17 protein-coding genes are annotated in these 16,340 nt (G+C 45.6%); 2 read left to right on the forward strand and 15 right to left on the reverse strand.

Translation table 11 applies throughout. The features are described from left to right. From cobI to BMW45_RS26345, 15 genes are all read right to left on the reverse strand, one after another. Positions 1-678 (reverse strand): precorrin-2 C(20)-methyltransferase, encoded by a 678-nt coding sequence (gene cobI / locus BMW45_RS26275; protein WP_092250873.1) that lies wholly within the window; start codon positions 676-678, stop codon positions 1-3. Positions 679-681: 3 nt separating this feature from the next. Then, a complete protein-coding gene (gene cbiD, locus BMW45_RS26280; RefSeq protein WP_242883253.1) occupies positions 682-2,001 on the reverse strand; it encodes a cobalt-precorrin-5B (C(1))-methyltransferase CbiD in 1,320 nt (439 codons plus the stop codon). Between the two features lie 144 nt (positions 2,002-2,145). Next, complete coding sequence (locus BMW45_RS26285) at positions 2,146-2,367, reverse strand: small, acid-soluble spore protein, alpha/beta type (protein WP_092250875.1); 222 nt, start codon at positions 2,365-2,367, stop codon at positions 2,146-2,148. Positions 2,368-2,524: 157 nt separating this feature from the next. Beyond that, the gene (locus tag BMW45_RS26290) at positions 2,525-2,713 is read right to left on the reverse strand and encodes a PspC domain-containing protein (protein WP_025233585.1); all 189 of its coding nucleotides are present in this window, start codon (positions 2,711-2,713) and stop codon (positions 2,525-2,527) included. Positions 2,714-2,871: 158 nt separating this feature from the next. Next, entirely contained in the window at positions 2,872-3,774 is a 903-nt protein-coding gene (locus BMW45_RS26295) for a DUF4097 family beta strand repeat-containing protein (RefSeq protein WP_092250878.1), read from the reverse strand. Further along, positions 3,771-4,514, reverse strand: coding sequence for a DUF1700 domain-containing protein (locus BMW45_RS26300; protein WP_092250881.1), 744 nt, complete (start codon positions 4,512-4,514; stop codon positions 3,771-3,773). Before BMW45_RS26300 ends, BMW45_RS26295 begins: the two co-directional genes overlap by 4 nt. Then, positions 4,511-4,831, reverse strand: coding sequence for a PadR family transcriptional regulator (locus BMW45_RS26305; RefSeq protein ID WP_025233588.1), 321 nt, complete (start codon positions 4,829-4,831; stop codon positions 4,511-4,513). Before BMW45_RS26305 ends, BMW45_RS26300 begins: the two co-directional genes overlap by 4 nt. Before the next feature lie 189 nt (positions 4,832-5,020). Further along, complete coding sequence (locus BMW45_RS26310) at positions 5,021-5,269, reverse strand: PspC domain-containing protein (RefSeq protein ID WP_025233589.1); 249 nt, start codon at positions 5,267-5,269, stop codon at positions 5,021-5,023. A gap of 196 nt (positions 5,270-5,465) precedes the next feature. Next, the gene (locus BMW45_RS26315; RefSeq protein WP_092251200.1) at positions 5,466-6,506 is read right to left on the reverse strand and encodes a TRAP transporter substrate-binding protein; all 1,041 of its coding nucleotides are present in this window, start codon (positions 6,504-6,506) and stop codon (positions 5,466-5,468) included. Between the two features lie 66 nt (positions 6,507-6,572). After that, positions 6,573-7,649 carry an ABC transporter substrate-binding protein gene (locus tag BMW45_RS26320; RefSeq protein ID WP_092250884.1) on the reverse strand — a complete coding sequence of 359 codons (1,077 nt, stop codon included), beginning with the start codon at positions 7,647-7,649 and terminating at the stop codon, positions 6,573-6,575. Positions 7,650-7,676: 27 nt separating this feature from the next. Then, positions 7,677-8,726 (reverse strand): ABC transporter permease, encoded by a 1,050-nt coding sequence (locus tag BMW45_RS26325; protein ID WP_092250887.1) that lies wholly within the window; start codon positions 8,724-8,726, stop codon positions 7,677-7,679. Positions 8,727-8,728: 2 nt separating this feature from the next. After that, positions 8,729-10,273 (reverse strand): sugar ABC transporter ATP-binding protein, encoded by a 1,545-nt coding sequence (locus tag BMW45_RS26330; RefSeq protein WP_025233593.1) that lies wholly within the window; start codon positions 10,271-10,273, stop codon positions 8,729-8,731. Between the two features lie 177 nt (positions 10,274-10,450). Then, positions 10,451-11,260, reverse strand: a complete 810-nt coding sequence (locus tag BMW45_RS26335; RefSeq protein WP_092250890.1) for a response regulator transcription factor — start codon at positions 11,258-11,260, stop codon at positions 10,451-10,453. Then, positions 11,232-12,749, reverse strand: coding sequence for a sensor histidine kinase (locus BMW45_RS26340; RefSeq protein ID WP_092250892.1), 1,518 nt, complete (start codon positions 12,747-12,749; stop codon positions 11,232-11,234). The genes BMW45_RS26335 and BMW45_RS26340 overlap by 29 nt, the downstream gene beginning before the upstream one ends. A gap of 148 nt (positions 12,750-12,897) precedes the next feature. Continuing rightward, complete coding sequence (locus tag BMW45_RS26345) at positions 12,898-14,133, reverse strand: D-alanyl-D-alanine carboxypeptidase family protein (RefSeq protein ID WP_092250894.1); 1,236 nt, start codon at positions 14,131-14,133, stop codon at positions 12,898-12,900. 188 nt (positions 14,134-14,321) lie between these two features. On the opposite strand from BMW45_RS26345, the gene BMW45_RS26350 reads away from it, so the two are divergent. After that, positions 14,322-15,731 (forward strand): polysaccharide deacetylase family protein, encoded by a 1,410-nt coding sequence (locus tag BMW45_RS26350; RefSeq protein ID WP_092250896.1) that lies wholly within the window; start codon positions 14,322-14,324, stop codon positions 15,729-15,731. Positions 15,732-15,862: 131 nt separating this feature from the next. Further along, entirely contained in the window at positions 15,863-16,249 is a 387-nt protein-coding gene (locus BMW45_RS26355; protein ID WP_092250898.1) for a VOC family protein, read from the forward strand. Positions 16,250-16,340: the final 91 nt, after the last annotated feature.

Here is a 16,340-nt window from a genome sequence, read left to right on the forward strand (position 1 = left end):
TTACCTCACAATCACCAAAGAATAATAGCCTGCATCTTCCGGAATCTCATCCAGGGAACGATAAATCCGTTCATCCGGCATTCCGCAGTTTTCCACCATCACGGCGCTGGCCCCACAGTCTTTCAGTTCTCTTTTCACCGCTTCCATCTGCCTGCCGGCCTTCATAAGCACTTTTACTCCAGGCAGCTTTAAGGCATCTCTTACCTGGTAAGAGGCCGGTATGATATGAAGCTCCTCTGCTCCTGATGCAAGAGGGACTCCAAGCTTTGCCGCTACGGCGCAAAAGGATGGAATTCCGCTTTCTAGGCGGGTTTCATAGCCTTCCTTCCAAAGCCGTTCCATCAGATAGGTAAAGGTGGAATAAATGCTTACATCCCCCAGGGTGATAAATCCCACATCTTCTCCCCTGTTTAAATACTCCATTACCGTTCTGGCTGCCTGATCATGGCTTTCCTTAAGCACATTTTCATCTTTTGTCATGGGCATGTGCAGATGAAGGCATTCTTTTTCTTCTATTTCCGGCACTGCCTGTCTTGCAATCTGATATGCCGTACACTGTTCTTTATTTTTATGGGGAATGGCAATGACATTTAATTCCCTGATCCTTTTTACCGCTTTTAATGTCATAAGCTCCGGATCTCCCGGCCCTACACCGATCCCGTACATGATTCCAGCCATTGTTTATTCCTCCTGTTCTTTCCGTCCGGACTCTGTACCGGAAAACAAGCCGATAAGCTCCATTGCTCCCCGGCTCATTCCCAGTATACCGTACATCGTGGAAAATGTCACCACTTCCACCTTTCTCCCTCCTGACCAGAGAGTCATATATCCCTGGATTCTGTCCACCACCTCTTCCATAACAGGCTCTAAAATCCCTAAGCTTTTAAGGATTCCCGCGGCCTCCTCCATGGTATTGGCTGTCAGAATCTTATCTTTTAATCCGTCCCCGTCCTCTGAGAAAGGGGCAGTGCAGTCCCACAATATTTCCATGCGGCGGTCCCCATATTTGGAATGGGTATTCGGTACACCTCCTGCAGTCTTAATCAGCTTCCCGATATGCCCTGCAAACAGGATCTGGTGAAATCCCTCCTCACCCGCCGATTGTAAAGCTTCTCCGATAAAATTGCTGCAGATCACGCCATCCTTTAAGTCAAGGCCAAGTGTTTCCTGTATAAAAGCTTCACCATAATTTCCCGGAACCAGGATTACCTGCTTCTTTCCTGATACCGCCTTCATATGTAATTCCAGACGTATGGTGGCAATCAGCGCCTCTTCACTCATGGGTTTAACGATTCCTGTTGTTCCCAGTATAGAAAGCCCGCCTTCAATTCCCAGCCTGGAATTAAAAGTTTTCTCCGCCAGTTTTTTTCCTTCCGGCATCCAGATGGTAATTGTTAAGGAACCAACAAAGCCCGCTTCCTTTCTGGCTTCCTCCACTCCGCAAAAGATCATGTCACGGGGAACTGGATTAATGGCCGGCATGCCCACAGGACAGGATAATCCAGGTTTTGTCACCCAGCCGATCCCTTCTCCGGCAGTGAGAAAAAGAGGGTCTTTCCCCTCCTCTCCGTCTCTGCGGTAGATACCCCCGGTCTGTCCTTCTTCGTTTTTATCAGAATATTGAACGCTGGCAAACACCATGGCCTGATGTGTTACATCCGGGTCATCTCCTGCATCCTTTTTAACAGCGCATACCGCCTTTTGCTGTCTCAGGACAACATGAAAAAGAGGAAGATCAGCCGACCTTCCTTTTGGCGTCATAAGTGTCATATGCTGTAATTCACTCCCGGTTAACAGCATGGCCGCTGCTGCTTTGGCAGCAACAGCGGCACAGGTTCCTGTTGTGAATCCGCTTCTTAATTCCTGTTTTTCCATCTTCCTGCATCTTTCCTGCCCATTCTTTCCAGGCATCACGGAATATCCAAAACGTATCTCCTCTTTCCCGCCAATGCTTTCTGTGCAGAGCCTGTCCCGCTTTACCGGACGTAAAGGGATACCCACAGGATATTTCCTTTTAAGGTTTATTATAAAATATTTTCTCTTACGGTGCAAGAAAATCCTGAGTTTTCTTCGTTCCTGCCCACGCTTTCCAGGCAGGGCCCACCCCGCTCTATCGGGTGTTAAGGGATACCCGCAGGTCATTTCCTATACTTCTTCACCCTTTAACAGAGCTTCGTTTTTCAATTCTCTTTTTCTTTTTGTAATCAGGCCTCCGATACGGCCGCTTTCCTTTGCACTCAGACTACGCCAGCCGCTCTCTATTACCTTATCACCAAGGCCAAGCTCTGATGCAATTTCAAATTTAAGTACTTCCTCCGGCTTCATATTACGAGGATCAAATGGTTCGTTTCTCTTTCCCTTTGACATATTTTCAAATCTCCTTTTCTTAAATCTAAAGAGAGTATGCCCCCTACCAGGAGAATTAAACGTACATTCCTTCCAGTATTTTCAAAAAAAACAGGCTGCTGCGGAACTCTGGTCCGCTTCAGCCTGTTTTTTAGTTTCCTGCCTTTGCAATGCCCTTTTATCTTCTGGGGATGATGATAGCCGCAATGAAATAGGCCACAATACCCGTGCCTGTGCAGGCCAGCACTGCCCACAAAAGCCTGATAAGGGTAGAATCCACGTTAAAATATTCCGCAATTCCGCCACATACCCCGCAAAGCATTTTGTCCGTATCGGAACGGTATAATTTCTTCTGATTGTCTTCCATTTGTTTATCTCCTTTCTGTTCTTTGACCTGTAAATCCTATCATTAATATTATCGGAACAAAAAACACTTCCGATAATCGGATGGTCGGGCTAAAAAGCAGCCCTTTTATTGAAACTTGCTTTGCAAGTTATTATAGGCTATATTATCGAAGCACTATATTATAATTCATTCATAAAATCCACCTGGATCGCTCCTGTCTTACATTCCAGATCCATATCTTTTCCAGCCCCGTTATCCATCTGCTTCCTGCCCTTTAAGGCCGCGCTGCCTTCATCTCCGACCTTTACAGCTCCCATTTTGCACGAGATATCATAATTGTAATCTTCCTTTTTCCCGGCTAGTTCAAGCTTTATGGCACCGACCTGGCATACCGCCTCGACATCTCCGGAAGTCATTCCGGAAAATTCCACGGCACCGGCACTGGTTTCCACGGAAAGATTTCCCACGCTGCCGCCATTGATCTTTATGGCACCGGCCTTTGTTTCAATATTCAGTTCTTCTGCGGAAAGAGCCTGAGCCGTCATCGCCGGACCGGAACCGTCATAGCCTGAGAAACGGCTTGAATGGACTGATTTTAAGTTAACGTCGGAAAAGCGGTAATTCTTTGGAACCTGAACCGTAAAAAGCAGATCCGGACCATCCTTTCTTTTCCAGCCATCATATTCCTGAAGCTCCAAATCACCATTCTCTTCGTACAGGATAAAACAGGATTGATCTCTGTTGCAAAAAATCTTAACCTCATTTCCCTTGGGATCTTCCACAAAAACAACATTTCCTGTACGTATTACTATATCCAGATTTTTTACTTCCTGAGAAGAAAAAATTTCCTGCCCCTTTTCTCCTAAATTAAAAACTTCCGGAACGTAAATATCATCAAAATTTACCCCTTCCCAAATACCATCCAGAGTAACTCCCGAAATTTCCCTTTCCCATTCAATGACTCTTTGAGGGACTATATCCCGTAAATTTCCTCCCAGCACAGCGGCTACGGCTGAAATCCCCCCGCCGATCAGGACGCAGACACTTCCGGCAATCAAACAAATCTTTACAAACCTTTTCATAAACGGCCTCTCCTTCCATGTAATAACCTGCTAAGGGCATTCACACAGCTTCTGAAAAGAAATGGAAGAAAGCTCCCATAAAAAGAACCGCAGAGGGCTAGTGCAATCATTCCTAAGCCAAGGAACAGGATTCCCAACCCTAAAAGCAGGGCTCCGCTTAAGGGATGAATCACCATGGAGACGACACTGCCCAAAATCAAACCGACCCCGGCCGCTAAAAGGGCAAAGGTCAGCGCACCGACTCCAACAACTGCTGCCACAAGGCAGCCTAAAATTCCTCCTAACAAGCCAACAAGACCTCCTCCGATTCCCATAAGGATAGGCGAAGCTGCAATAATTAATATGATCCATAAAACAGTTTTTACGGTACGGTTACCATCCATGCCTCTTCTTCGCCTGTTATGCTTTTTCTCCTGTCCTTCGTGACCGTATCGGCCGTCATCGGATACCTCCGGAAGATCATACCTCTTAGCCATCTGGTAATTCGGATCTTTAAACCGTTCATCCCGATAGCCAGTCTCCGTGAATTCTCCTCCATCATCTAAATTCCCGGATATGTCCGAGCGGATAATCGCTGCGATCCGCTCAGGGCTTTCAAACTCTTTGATTACCTTTTCTTCATTTTCCTGCCCCGCTTCTTCCAGATAATCCCTGTAATATTCGATAGCCTCCGCCTTTTCTTCATCTGGAATATCTGACAGCAGATACTCCAGCTCTCTCATAAACTCATCCCTGCTCATATATGTGCCTCCTCAAAAATCCGGGATATTTTCTGGGAGTAGCCTACCCACTCACCTTTATAGAGATTCAATTGAACCCTTCCTTTTTCCGTAATCTTATAATATCTTCGGTTCCTGCCATCAAATGCCAGATCATAAACCTCCAAACACTCTTCCTTCTGCAATCTTCGGAGTACCGGATAAAGGGTTGATTCTGAAATCTCAATGACATTTCTCACATCCTGCGTGATTTTATAACCATAGGTACCCTCCTGATCCCTTGACACTATTGCAAGGACAATGGCGTCCAATAATGCTGCTCCTGTGTTAAAAACCATGTGCCCACTCCTATTCTTATAATTGCCCACGCTTTCTGGGCATACAGGTATACCCGAAGGGTGTATCCTTATGATTGCCCAAGCCTTCCGGGCATACAGGTATACCCGAAGGGTGTATCCTTATGATTGCTCATATTCTCCGGGTATACATGTATACCCAAAGGGTGTATTCTTAATACTTGAACAACGTTATCTTATTTCATCCTTTGGCGCCTGAGGTATGATGACCGCAGCAATCACGTAAAGGACCAGGCTTCCTCCTACCAGAGAAAATCCCATGAACGAACGGAACAAATGGCGCCATGACTGAAGAAACATTAAAAGAACCCATATCAGCCTTATCATAACAGGATCCACCTGAAAATATTCTCCAATACCGCCGCATACACCACAGAGGACTCTGTTTTTTACAGACCGGTACAAACGTTTTGGTTCCACGATTGCCCACCTTCCTTTCTTCTATTGAACTGATATATAATATTATTTTATTCTCTATATTATACGTCGTATAATAATATTATATGCCATATAATATTACTTGTCAACACCTATTAAATTATTTATTCAACCCCCATAAAAAACTAAAAACGGATGCTTCAGGCAATTCACCTTGAAAGCATCCGTTGTCCATTCATCACCGTATCTGGGCGATCCGGTTTACCACATCAATATATTCGCTGCAATACATTTGATAAACTGTCATGACAGCTGCCCGAAAGCGCACCTGTTCTGACGAGCTTAGCTCCGTGACAATGCAGCCGGCCTTTATCAGCCGCTGCCTGACATTCTCCTCACGAATCTCCCACAGCCTTCTTTCATACCTGGCAGACTCTTCTGCGCAGGCTGTAATGATCTTTCTGTCCGCATCACTTAACTTCTCCCAGGTAGCCTGGGAGGCCACCTGCATCTCAGGGATCCTGGTGTGGGCATCCAGCGTAATGTATTTTGCCACCTCATAATGTCCCATGGTTTCATAGGATGGCCAGTTGTTTTCCGCACCATCGATGGTGCTGGTTTCTAAAGCTGCATAAACTTCAGAATAAGCCATTGGCACCGCTCTGGCACCAAGTGCCTCCACCATAGCCGACATCATGTCGGAATTGGCAACGCGAATGCGCATCTTTTTCATATCCTCTACGCATTTTATAGGGCGGGAAGAATTGTAAAAATGTCTGGCACCTGCATCATACCAGGAAAGGGCCACCAGATCGCTTTCCTTTAAATCCTCCTTAAATTCCTCTCCGATCTCTCCATCAAGCACTTTCCACATATGCTTTTCATCTCTGTACAGGTAAGGCAGCTGCAGTACATTAAATTTAGGCTTTATTTCGGCCAGGATCATGACCGAAACCCGGGCAAAATCGATCCCGCCGTATTGAAGCTGTTCCACCACTTCGTTTTCACTCCCCATTTCACCGCCGGCAAACACATTGATCTTGATCCTTCCGGACGTCTTTTCCTGCACCAGTTCTGCAAATTTACTTGCTCCCTGTACGGTTGGATAATCCTCCGGCTGGTTATCCGCATAGGAAAGCACATATTCCGGCGCTTCTTTCCTGCCCCCTAAAAAAAGAGCTTTCCCCGGATTTCCCGATTTCAGGAGAATGATTAAAAAGCAAGCTGCAGCCACTGCGAAAACAATCAAAGCCGCCCTTTTGGCAATCTGTTTGTCCATTCCTTTTACCCCCAAAACGCCTCCCCTGGGCACAGAGGAAGCGCTTGTTATTTATATTATTTTTGATTATGGATTGATGATGCTCTGTACTTCAGCGTCATCTACATTATCAGTATTAACCAGGATTACACCTGTATCTACTGTCTTTTCTTTTACGGTGTTTCCAGCAGACATTTCAAGAGCTGTCTTTACGCCGTCATATCCCATGTAAAACTGGCGCTGTACTACAGAAGACACATCGTATTCGCCGCTGCGGATCATGGTTTCAATTTCTGCAGAGAAGTCAAATCCAACCATGGAGATGTCGGTGCGTCCAGATTCTGTAAGACCAGTTACAAATCCTACGGTAGAACCGTTGTTAGGACCAAACACTGCTTTTAAGTTCGGATATGTGGTGATAAAGTCCTGGCAGAAACCTACTGCCTTGCTGATATCTCCATCGTTTACCTTAATATCGTTGTTTAATACCTGCCATTTTTCAGGAGCATTTTCCTGCCAGTACTCGTTAAAGCCCTTCACACGGTCATTGATGGTCTGAGAACCGGTGGAGCCAACCTGAATGGCGATCTGAGCATCTTCTGTTTCAGAAACTCCTTTGTCTTTCAGCCTGCGCATAAGTTCCTCAGCAGCAACTTTTCCTGCTTCTACGTTATTGGTCAGAAGAGCAGCACTGTAGTTTTCGCTATTGATCACTGTATCTACCAGAACTACCGGTATTCCTGAATTATACGCCTCTGTGATCGGAGCGTCAAGGGATACACTGTCTAAAGGAGCGATAACGATTCCATCTGCCTGTGCGGATACTGCATTCTGCAGCAGGGTAAGCTGGCCTTCGATATCTGATTCCAGAGCAGTTCCTACTACTACTACGTTGCAGCCCAGTTCCTTACCGGCCTGTTCTGCACCGGCCTGAAGCACGCTCCAGTACTGGTTTCCAAGAACCTTTACAATTACGTAAATGGTTTTCTCTCCCTTTGTTGTTTCACCCTTAGCGGAATCTTTTGATTCTTCCGCCTTTTCAGTAGCCGCCCCCTGGCTGGATTCTGCTGCCGCGGTGGTAGCGTTGCTTGACTGGCTTCCACAGCCGGTCAGACCGGCAACTGCCATAGCCGCTGCCAACAAAACTGCCGTTACTTTTCTCATTTCTTTTTTCCTCCTGAATTGATTGTTTTATTTTTTCAAGCCAAAAAACCGCTTGATTGCCCCTAAGTCTCCGCTCTTCTTCGCTGTCTGAGATGCCACTGCGATCAATAGGATAATACCTACGATCATCTGCTGCCAGAAGGAATTAACACCGTTTAAGTTCAGTCCGTTCCGGATTACTCCCATCATCAATGCTCCGATTACCGTATTAAGAATCGTTCCTTCTCCACCCAGGATGGAGATACCTCCCAATACAGACGCTGCAATCGCTTCCATCTCATAACCGTTTCCTGCCGTAGGCTGGGCACTGGAAAGACGGGAAGCAACCAGGATTCCGCAGATTGCTGCGGATAAACCGGAAATACAATATGCAAACATACGTGTCTTTACTGCATTAATTCCGGAAAGCTTTGCAGCCTCTAAGTTGGAACCACAGGCATAAATCTGACGTCCGATCCGCATTTTTGCAAGAACAATCCCTAACACTATAGCATAAACCAAAGTAATGATAACGCTGTAGGGAAGTCCATCCCCTCCGATCCTTCCGCCGCCCAGAACGTAAAACTGTTTCTGAATCTCCTTAGAAGGAATGTTCGTTGTATACAGAGGTGCACCGTTTACAAGCACGTTTGCCATGCCTCGGTATACCCACTGGGTTGCCAGAGTTGCAACAAAGGGCACAACGCCCAGAATTTCAATAAAAAATCCATTCATAATACCTGTCATGATACCCATGATCAGGCAAAGTGCGATACATACCACAAGAGGCAGTCCCTGCATCAGAAGTGATACCATAATAATGCCTGACAGTGCCATGGAAGCGCCGGCAGATAAATCGTTTCCTCCGCAGACCAGACAGAAGGTCAGGCCACAGCCGATGATGGTATAGGTAACGATCTGCTGCAGTAGGTTCTGCAGATTGGCCGGGGCTAAAAATTTAGCAGGCTGAAGAATCGAAAACAGCACAAACAGTCCGACCAGGATGCACAGTGAGTAGATTGCCCGCCGTGTGGCTGCATTTAGCTTGTTGAACGAACCGCCTTTCTTTTCCTGCACCATTGCTTTTAAGTTTCCCATCCTTACTCTCCCTTTCTATTACCGCTGCCTGTTAATACGGGCGCCGGTTTTCCTTCTAGTTTGTTATAACCTGCCGCAAGATACAGGATATCTTCCTGAGTAGCGGTCTTTGCATCTAATTCTCCGTTGATTTCACCCTGGTGAATGACCAGAATCCGGTCGCTCATGCCAAGGATCTCCGGCAGTTCAGAAGAAATCATGATAATGGACACTCCCTGGGCGCTCAGCTTGTTAAACAGCTCATACACCTCATACTTGGCTCCTACATCGATTCCTCTGGTTGGTTCGTCAACGATCAGCACCTTTACATCATTGCACAGCCATTTGGCTAAAACTACCTTTTGCTGATTGCCTCCGGAAAGATTCCCGCAAAGCTGGTGCACGCTTGGGGTTTTCGTACGCAGAAGCTCCACATATTTTTCCGCATTCTTAAGCCCTTCCTTATCATTGATAAATCCATAATGAGTGATGTTTGGAAGATGGGCCATGTTCGTATTATATTTAATGTCAAGGCCAAGAGCCAGACCATCACGCTTCCGGTCCTCCGTAGCATATCCGATCCCATGCTTAATGGCCTGGATCACAGAGTTGATCTTGATTGGTTTTCCTTCCAGCGTAAGCTCCATGGAATCCGCCTGATCCGCACCGAAGATGCAGCGCATAAGCTCTGTTCTTCCCGCTCCTACCAGTCCTGATATTCCAAGGATTTCTCCTTTTCTCACACAAAAATAATCCGCATTTACTTTAGTGCCTCTGCGGACATTTCTGGCCTCAAGTACTATTTCTCCGATGTTACGCTTGTATTTAGGATATTTATCCTCCAAAGAACGTCCAACGATCATATTTACCAGTTCATCCATGGTGATCTCATTAAGATTCCTGGTGCCTATGTACTGGCCATCCCTGATAATCGTAACCCGTTCACAGATCTGATTAAGTTCCGCCATTCGGTGGGAAATATAAACCATACCCACTCCCTTTTCTTTTAAGCGGCGGATGATACCGAACAACTGCTCGATCTCCTTTTCTGTAAGGGTTGCTGTCGGCTCATCAAGAACCAGTATTTTTGAATTAAAGCTGATCGCTTTTGCAATTTCTACCATCTGCTGCTGAGCAATGCTTAAACTTCCCACATGGGCATAGGTATTTAATTCAATACCCAGATCATCAAGGATCTTCTGCGCTTCCTCATGCATCTTGCCGTCATCGATAAAAATTCCTTTTTTATGGGCCCTGCCGATGAATATATTGTCTGCCACACTAAGATGACCGCACATATTCAACTCCTGCATGATGATACACACACCAAGCTCATGGGCCTTTGCAACAGAATCAATGTCCACCTTATTACCTTCAATGAATATTTCACCTTCATCTGCCCGGTGAACACCGGATAAAATCTTCATCAGGGTGGATTTACCGGCTCCGTTTTCACCGACAAGCCCAAGGACCTCACCCTTATTCACTGACAAACTTACTTTATCGAGAGCCTTGACTCCGGGGAAGCTTTTACTTATCCCTTCCATTCGAAACAATTCCTGTTTCATGCCCCTTCCTCCTCTCTACTTTATATACACTCTCTGTGTTTGAATTCATTATAACGACAGGCCCCGACAGATTCTATCGTAACTTTTTATCATCCATAGTAGAATTTTATCCTTTCAGCCAAATTTACATAAAAAAACACCTGTCATCTCATCATGACAGGCATTTTAACAAACAGATTAACTTTGGAGATCTTTCAGACTGGACATTCTGTACTCCGAAGGATTTACCCCTTCCAGCCGTTTGAAAACCTTTGTAAAATAATTGGAATCCAAGTAACCCACTCTGACTCCTACCTCCTTTACGATCACATTGGGCTGGGCCAGCAGCTTTTTCGCTTCCTCCACTCTGTATTCCGCCAGATAAGAGGTAAAGCTTTGCCCGAACTGAAGCTTGAACATCCTGCAAAAATAAGGCTCTGAATACCCAACGGCCCGGGCTGTTTCGCTCATGGAAATATCATTCATATAATTGGACCGGATATATTCCTCCACCATGGATGTCATTACAGACAAGCGGCTTCCGCTAAAATCAGACTCCTCATCCAAAACCGGATGGGCCTCCTCCTCTTCTCTTTCCTTATGCGGTTTGATTTCCCCCTGCTGATCCTCCTGTTCACCGGCAATCCGCAGAGCCTCCTCAACCACGTTCAAGACCTCTTTCTGAGAATAAGGCTTCAGCAGATATTCCATAGCCCTGATGGAAATCGCCTTTTTCGCATAGTCAAAGCGGTCGTAGGCTGTCAGGAATATAAGGCAGCAATCCTTATTTTCCTTCCTCATGATTTCCGCAGCCTGGATTCCGTTCATTCCCGGCATACCAATATCCAGGATTACCACCTGGATATCTTCCCTTTTAAAAATGTCTACTGCCTCTTTTCCATTCTGAGCCTCAAAGACCTGACATTCCTCTCCGAATTTCTTCAGCAGCATCTTTTTAAGCACAATTCGCTCTATCATTTCATCTTCCACTATCATTAACCGATACATAATCCATTATATCCCTTCTCCGACCAAATTCTATCTGTACCACTGTGCCGCTGTTTTTTCCGCTGTCAATGGTCACCTTTCCATATTCGTAGTAATAAGAAATCCTTCTATATATATTCCCCAGCCCGATTCCAAGGCCTGTCCCCTTTGTTTCAATGGCATTCCTGATAGCTGTCAGGGTTTCTAAGTCCATGCCCTTTCCCGTATCCGCTACGGATATCCATAAAAGTTCTCCTCTTTTCTCGATCCGTATGTTGATGCTTCCTCCGTTCTCCTTTTCCTGGATCCCGTGAATTACCGCATTTTCCACCAATGGCTGCAGCATGAAGACCGGCACCTCTTCCTTGTATAGGTCCATGCTGCAGTTGATTCCCCATTGAATCCGGTCTCCAAAACGCATCTTCTGGATGTACATATAATCCTTTACTACCTTAAGCTCCTGCTCAAGAGGTTCAAAGGCATTGGACGTCCGGAGGCTGTAACGAAGAAGGCTGCTGATTGCCACAAGCATTTCCTCCGTCACCGGCGCTTCCTCCATCTGCGCCATCCTGGTAATCATATTCAGTGTATTAAAGAGAAAGTGGGGATTTAACTGACTTTTGATCAGCTGAAGCTGGGCCATGGAAAACCGCTTCTCAAGCTCCGCCCTCTCCAGTTCATGCCGGTACAGCTTTTCTTCCATCTGCCGTTTCTCCTCCGTCGCTGTGATGTAGTCCCGGGTGGCATGCTTCATCTTGTTGAATGCGCTTACCAGCTGTCCGATCTCATCCCTTCCATCCCAATGGACGTCAGGGGAAGAAAAATCGTTCTTCTCGATCTTACCTGAGACCGTAGCCAACTGCACCACTGTTTTTACAATGCTGCCGGTAATAAAACGCAAAAGGATCATAAGTACAAAAAAAGCGAAAATGCTGATGGCGACCAGAATGTAAGGCATGCGCTTAAGCACAGGGATCTGAATTTCGTAATAATCATTTCCTCCCATTAAAACCACCTTGGTCAGACGTGTTCCATAGAGGTCCAGATATTTCTGCATATTATATGTTTTGTAAAGTTCCCTGATATAGCTGGGGTCATTCTGATTCATTTCCACTACTTTTTCCCGCTGCTTTTCATAGGTATCATAACCGTTTTTGATGTTCCAGGTGATCCCATAGCGCTCTTCCCCGATTTTATCATAATCATAGGGCAGGCTGTTTAAATATACTCTGGTTTCCTGGCAGCCCTGCCGGTATGCCTCCTTATTTTCTGGAGTATTGTTTGCTAACACCTGGGCAAACAATCCCCTTTCATTCTCCATGGACTCCTGAAACTTATAGCAGGCCAGGTTATCATCCATGATAATGCTCACATCGTTGATAAAAATATATGCCACTTTCAGATTGATGAAAATGGAAGCTGCCATAATGATCCCGACGCTTCCTATGATCACGTATAGTTTCCTTTTCAAAGACATCTGATACCAAAGGGCAAGCAATCGATCTCCCACCTGTTTACCTCCAACGATTCGTTTTCACACATACACTAACTAATCTTATCCTTTCCTTGAACTTCCGTCAATAACAAAAAATACCCTGTAAGCAGTACACATATTTTTTGTGTACCGCTTACAGGGCAGTGTTTATCTCATAAATATACTACAGGTTAAAGGCCTTCCAAAGTCGCTTAAAATAATCGGCAAATTTGGCTTCCCTGACTGACTCTGCAGTTAATATGGGAACTTCTCCAATCCGTTTCCCTCCAAGGGTATAAATAAGGTTCCCGGCCTTCTGTCCCTCTTCTAACGGAGCAGAAATGGAAGGTGCCAGCTCCAGCGTCTTTTCAATGGCCGAGAAATCTTCTCCCTTAAGGCTCAAGTAAGAAAAGGAACCGCCATACTTCAACGGAACCTGATCCGTTACTCCGTTATCAACCACCATATCTGGAAGAGGAAGCATCTCCTTATCCTCATACAGCTTGCAGTTGGCATATCCATAGTTTAAAAGAGTCTGGGCATCGGCAAACCTGACTTTGTAATCCGGAGCTGCCATGATTGAGGCAATGAGGCGGACTCCCTCCTTCTCTGCAGTTGCAGAAAGACAATACTTTGCCACTGATGTGGAACCGGTCTTTAAACCGGTCACAGTGAAATTCGTAGCCATCTTTAATAGCTTATTGGTATTGGAAAGGCCGAATTCCTTTGTTCCCTGCTTTGTCACATGGGTGATATTCTCCATCCAGATCGTAGAATAGTTATGAATCTGAGGATATTTGGTGATTAATTCTCTGGACATAATCGCAATATCCCTGGCCGTTGTCACATGGGTGGCAGAATCGGTAAGTCCGCAGCAATCTTCAAAATGAGTGTTTGTCATCCCAAGTCCTGCCGCACGCTCATTCATCATCTTAATAAATTCGTCTTCTGTTCCTGCTATGTATTCCGCCATGGCTACCGAAGCGTCATTCCCCGATGCGATAACAATGCATTTAATCAGGGTTTCCACCGTCTGAATTTCCCCTTCTTCCAGAAACACCTGGGAGCCTCCCATGGACTTTGCGTGGGCACTTGTAACAACCTCATCCGACAGCTTGATTTTACCGGAATCCAGCGCGTCAAAAATAAGGATCAAAGTCATAATTTTCGTAATGCTCGCCGGGCTCCTTTTTTCATCCGCGTTCTTTTCAAAAATAATCTGTCCAGTTGACGCTTCCATCAGAACGGCGCTGGGGGACTGCAAAGCCGGACCGCCCTCCGCATTCACCCGTTTCGCCTCTTCTGCCTGGATAATCATGTCCGAGGCTACCGTCACATCCGGCTCTTGCCCTGCCGCCGGAAAGCATAAACAGAAAAACAGCAGAAGACAGCTTAAAACAAATGCCGTAACTCTCTTCATATGATACACGATCCCCTAAAATTCCTTTGTACCATTGTATGGGACTGCTTCCCTTACATATGCCATTTTTTCCAAAAATAATTGCCATCTTTTCGTTTCATCTTCCGGTAAAGTATGCTATACTTGTACCGGGTATGTTTAAAATCTATCAATACTGCCCCAATACTACAGAATTAAGAGGTTGTACTATGAACAGACATGACTTTCGTGGACGAAATTCTGGAGGAGGCCGGGACCATGCATTACAGGTTATCCTGATCGTTCTTCTTGGAATTTTAATCGTTGCCGTTTTGACTTTGTGCGGGGTTGCGATAAGCAAAAGGTTGAAATACAGGGCATTGCCTGCCGATACTTCCGTTGCAGAACACCCTTCCGATGAAGGAGCTCCGGATCCTTCCGCCGAAGAGGCCACAAGCGGACAAGCCAGTGAAGAAGAAAAATTAAAGTCCCTGCTTTCCCAGGCAGATGCCCTTTCTATTGAATACGATTACGATGGGGCAATCAGTCTTCTCCAGTCTGACCCCGAGTTCAGCGCAAAGGAAGAAGTGACCTCTGCCATTGCAGGTTATAATACCGCCAAGGAAGCCCTGGTGCGGTTCAATCCCCAGGATGTGACCCATGTTTTTTTCCATTCTCTTATCATCGACACTTCAAAAGCCTTTGATGGAGATTCCAAGCAGGGGGGCTACAACCAGATGATGACGACCAAATCGGAATTCCTTAAGATGATGCAGTCTATGTATGACAAGGGATATGTTCTTGTGAAGATCCATGATCTTGCATATGAGACGAAGGATGAGAACGGAAATCCTAAATTTGTATACGGAGATATCATGCTTCCTCCAGGCAAGAAAGCCTTTGTCCTGTCTCAGGATGATGTGTGCTATTACGAATATATGCAGGGTGACGGCTTTGCCACCCGCATGATCATCGGAGAGGATGGATATCCCACCTGCGAGATGACAATGGCTGACGGCAGCGTATCTGTGGGCGATTATGATCTGGTTCCGATACTTGAAGGCTTCGTACAAACCCATCCAGGCTTTTCCTACAAAGGAGCGCGCGGAATTCTGGCCTTTACCGGATATAACGGGATCTTGGGATACCGGACAGATGAATCCTACAAGGATACCAATCCCAATTATGAAGCAGACCGGGAGCAGGCTGCAAAGGTAGCCCAGTCCTTAAAGGATCACGGCTGGGAGCTGTCCTCCCACAGCTGGGGTCACCGGAACATGGGACAGATTTCCATGAACCATTTTAAGGCAGACAGTGACAAATGGAAACGTAACGTTGAGTCCTTAACCGGACCTACAGATATTATCCTCTTTCCCTTTGGAAGTGATATCGGAAGTTGGACCCCTTATACCAATGACAATGAACGTTTTACATATTTAAAATCTCTTGGCTTCCGTTATTTCTGTAACGTTGACGCCAGCAAGCCGACCTGGATGCAGATGGGCACCGACTACTTCCGTCAGGCCCGCAGAAACCTTGACGGATACCGGATGTTTTATTCTCCTGACAGCTTAACGGATCTGTTTAATGTACCTGATGTTTTTGACCCGGCAAGACCGACACCGGTTCCTCCAATGTAAACAGTCCTTGAAAAAAACCGTAGACTTTTAAAGATCTACGGCTTTTTTCTGCAAAGGCAGCTTTTCAATGTGCAGAAGATTGCGGCAGGCGGATCACGTACACAACATGTATCATACACAGGAGGGGTTTTATGAAAAGGTCAATGATGCAGGCATATGTTACAAGAAGCGATGAAGCTGTAGCTCTTTATCAAAAGGCTTTTGATGCTGCTCTTATCAGCAGCTATCCAAATAGCGATGGAACATTTTATCATGCCGAGCTTGACATTCAGGGAGAAATACTGGCTGTGGCAGAAAGAAACTCAGAATTTGCCATAATCGGCGAAGAAACGATTACAGGCAATGTCATGCAGTTCTGTCTGCATTATGGAGAAGGAAATGAAGATAAGGTGAGAAAAGCATATGAAATACTGAAAACGGATGCTAAAATTCTTATGCCGCTTGCGCCATGCGAATTCAGTTCTCTGATGACAGATTTTATTGACAAATATGGAGTCAGGTGGTGTTTATTTGTTTAATGCCTCATTGCACGAATAGAAAGGCCGCCCTGCTGATTTTCTGTCAGCATGGCGGCCTCTTATCATATAAATCATATTATTTGAAACAAGC

The sequence above is a fragment of the Lacrimispora sphenoides genome, assembly GCF_900105215.1.
In the GTDB taxonomy this organism is placed as follows: domain Bacteria; phylum Bacillota; class Clostridia; order Lachnospirales; family Lachnospiraceae; genus Lacrimispora; species Lacrimispora sphenoides_A.

Bases quoted from the DNA above. Each gene is read 5' to 3' on its own strand.
- cobI (WP_092250873.1), bottom strand. From the start codon at position 678: ATGGCTGGAATCATGTACGGGATCGGTGTAGGGCCGGGAGATCCGGAG.
- BMW45_RS26285 (WP_092250875.1), bottom strand. From the start codon at position 2,367: ATGTCAAAGGGAAAGAGAAACGAACCATTTGATCCTCGTAATATGAAG.
- BMW45_RS26290 (WP_025233585.1), bottom strand. From the start codon at position 2,713: ATGGAAGACAATCAGAAGAAATTATACCGTTCCGATACGGACAAAATG.
- BMW45_RS26295 (WP_092250878.1), bottom strand. From the start codon at position 3,774: ATGAAAAGGTTTGTAAAGATTTGTTTGATTGCCGGAAGTGTCTGCGTC.
- BMW45_RS26300 (WP_092250881.1), bottom strand. From the start codon at position 4,514: ATGAGCAGGGATGAGTTTATGAGAGAGCTGGAGTATCTGCTGTCAGAT.
- BMW45_RS26305 (WP_025233588.1), bottom strand. From the start codon at position 4,831: ATGGTTTTTAACACAGGAGCAGCATTATTGGACGCCATTGTCCTTGCA.
- BMW45_RS26315 (WP_092251200.1), bottom strand. From the start codon at position 6,506: ATGGACAAACAGATTGCCAAAAGGGCGGCTTTGATTGTTTTCGCAGTG.
- BMW45_RS26320 (WP_092250884.1), bottom strand. From the start codon at position 7,649: ATGAGAAAAGTAACGGCAGTTTTGTTGGCAGCGGCTATGGCAGTTGCC.
- BMW45_RS26325 (WP_092250887.1), bottom strand. From the start codon at position 8,726: ATGGGAAACTTAAAAGCAATGGTGCAGGAAAAGAAAGGCGGTTCGTTC.
- BMW45_RS26330 (WP_025233593.1), bottom strand. From the start codon at position 10,273: ATGAAACAGGAATTGTTTCGAATGGAAGGGATAAGTAAAAGCTTCCCC.
- BMW45_RS26335 (WP_092250890.1), bottom strand. From the start codon at position 11,260: ATGTATCGGTTAATGATAGTGGAAGATGAAATGATAGAGCGAATTGTG.
- BMW45_RS26345 (WP_092250894.1), bottom strand. From the start codon at position 14,133: ATGAAGAGAGTTACGGCATTTGTTTTAAGCTGTCTTCTGCTGTTTTTC.
- BMW45_RS26350 (WP_092250896.1), top strand. From the start codon at position 14,322: ATGAACAGACATGACTTTCGTGGACGAAATTCTGGAGGAGGCCGGGAC.
- BMW45_RS26355 (WP_092250898.1), top strand. From the start codon at position 15,863: ATGAAAAGGTCAATGATGCAGGCATATGTTACAAGAAGCGATGAAGCT.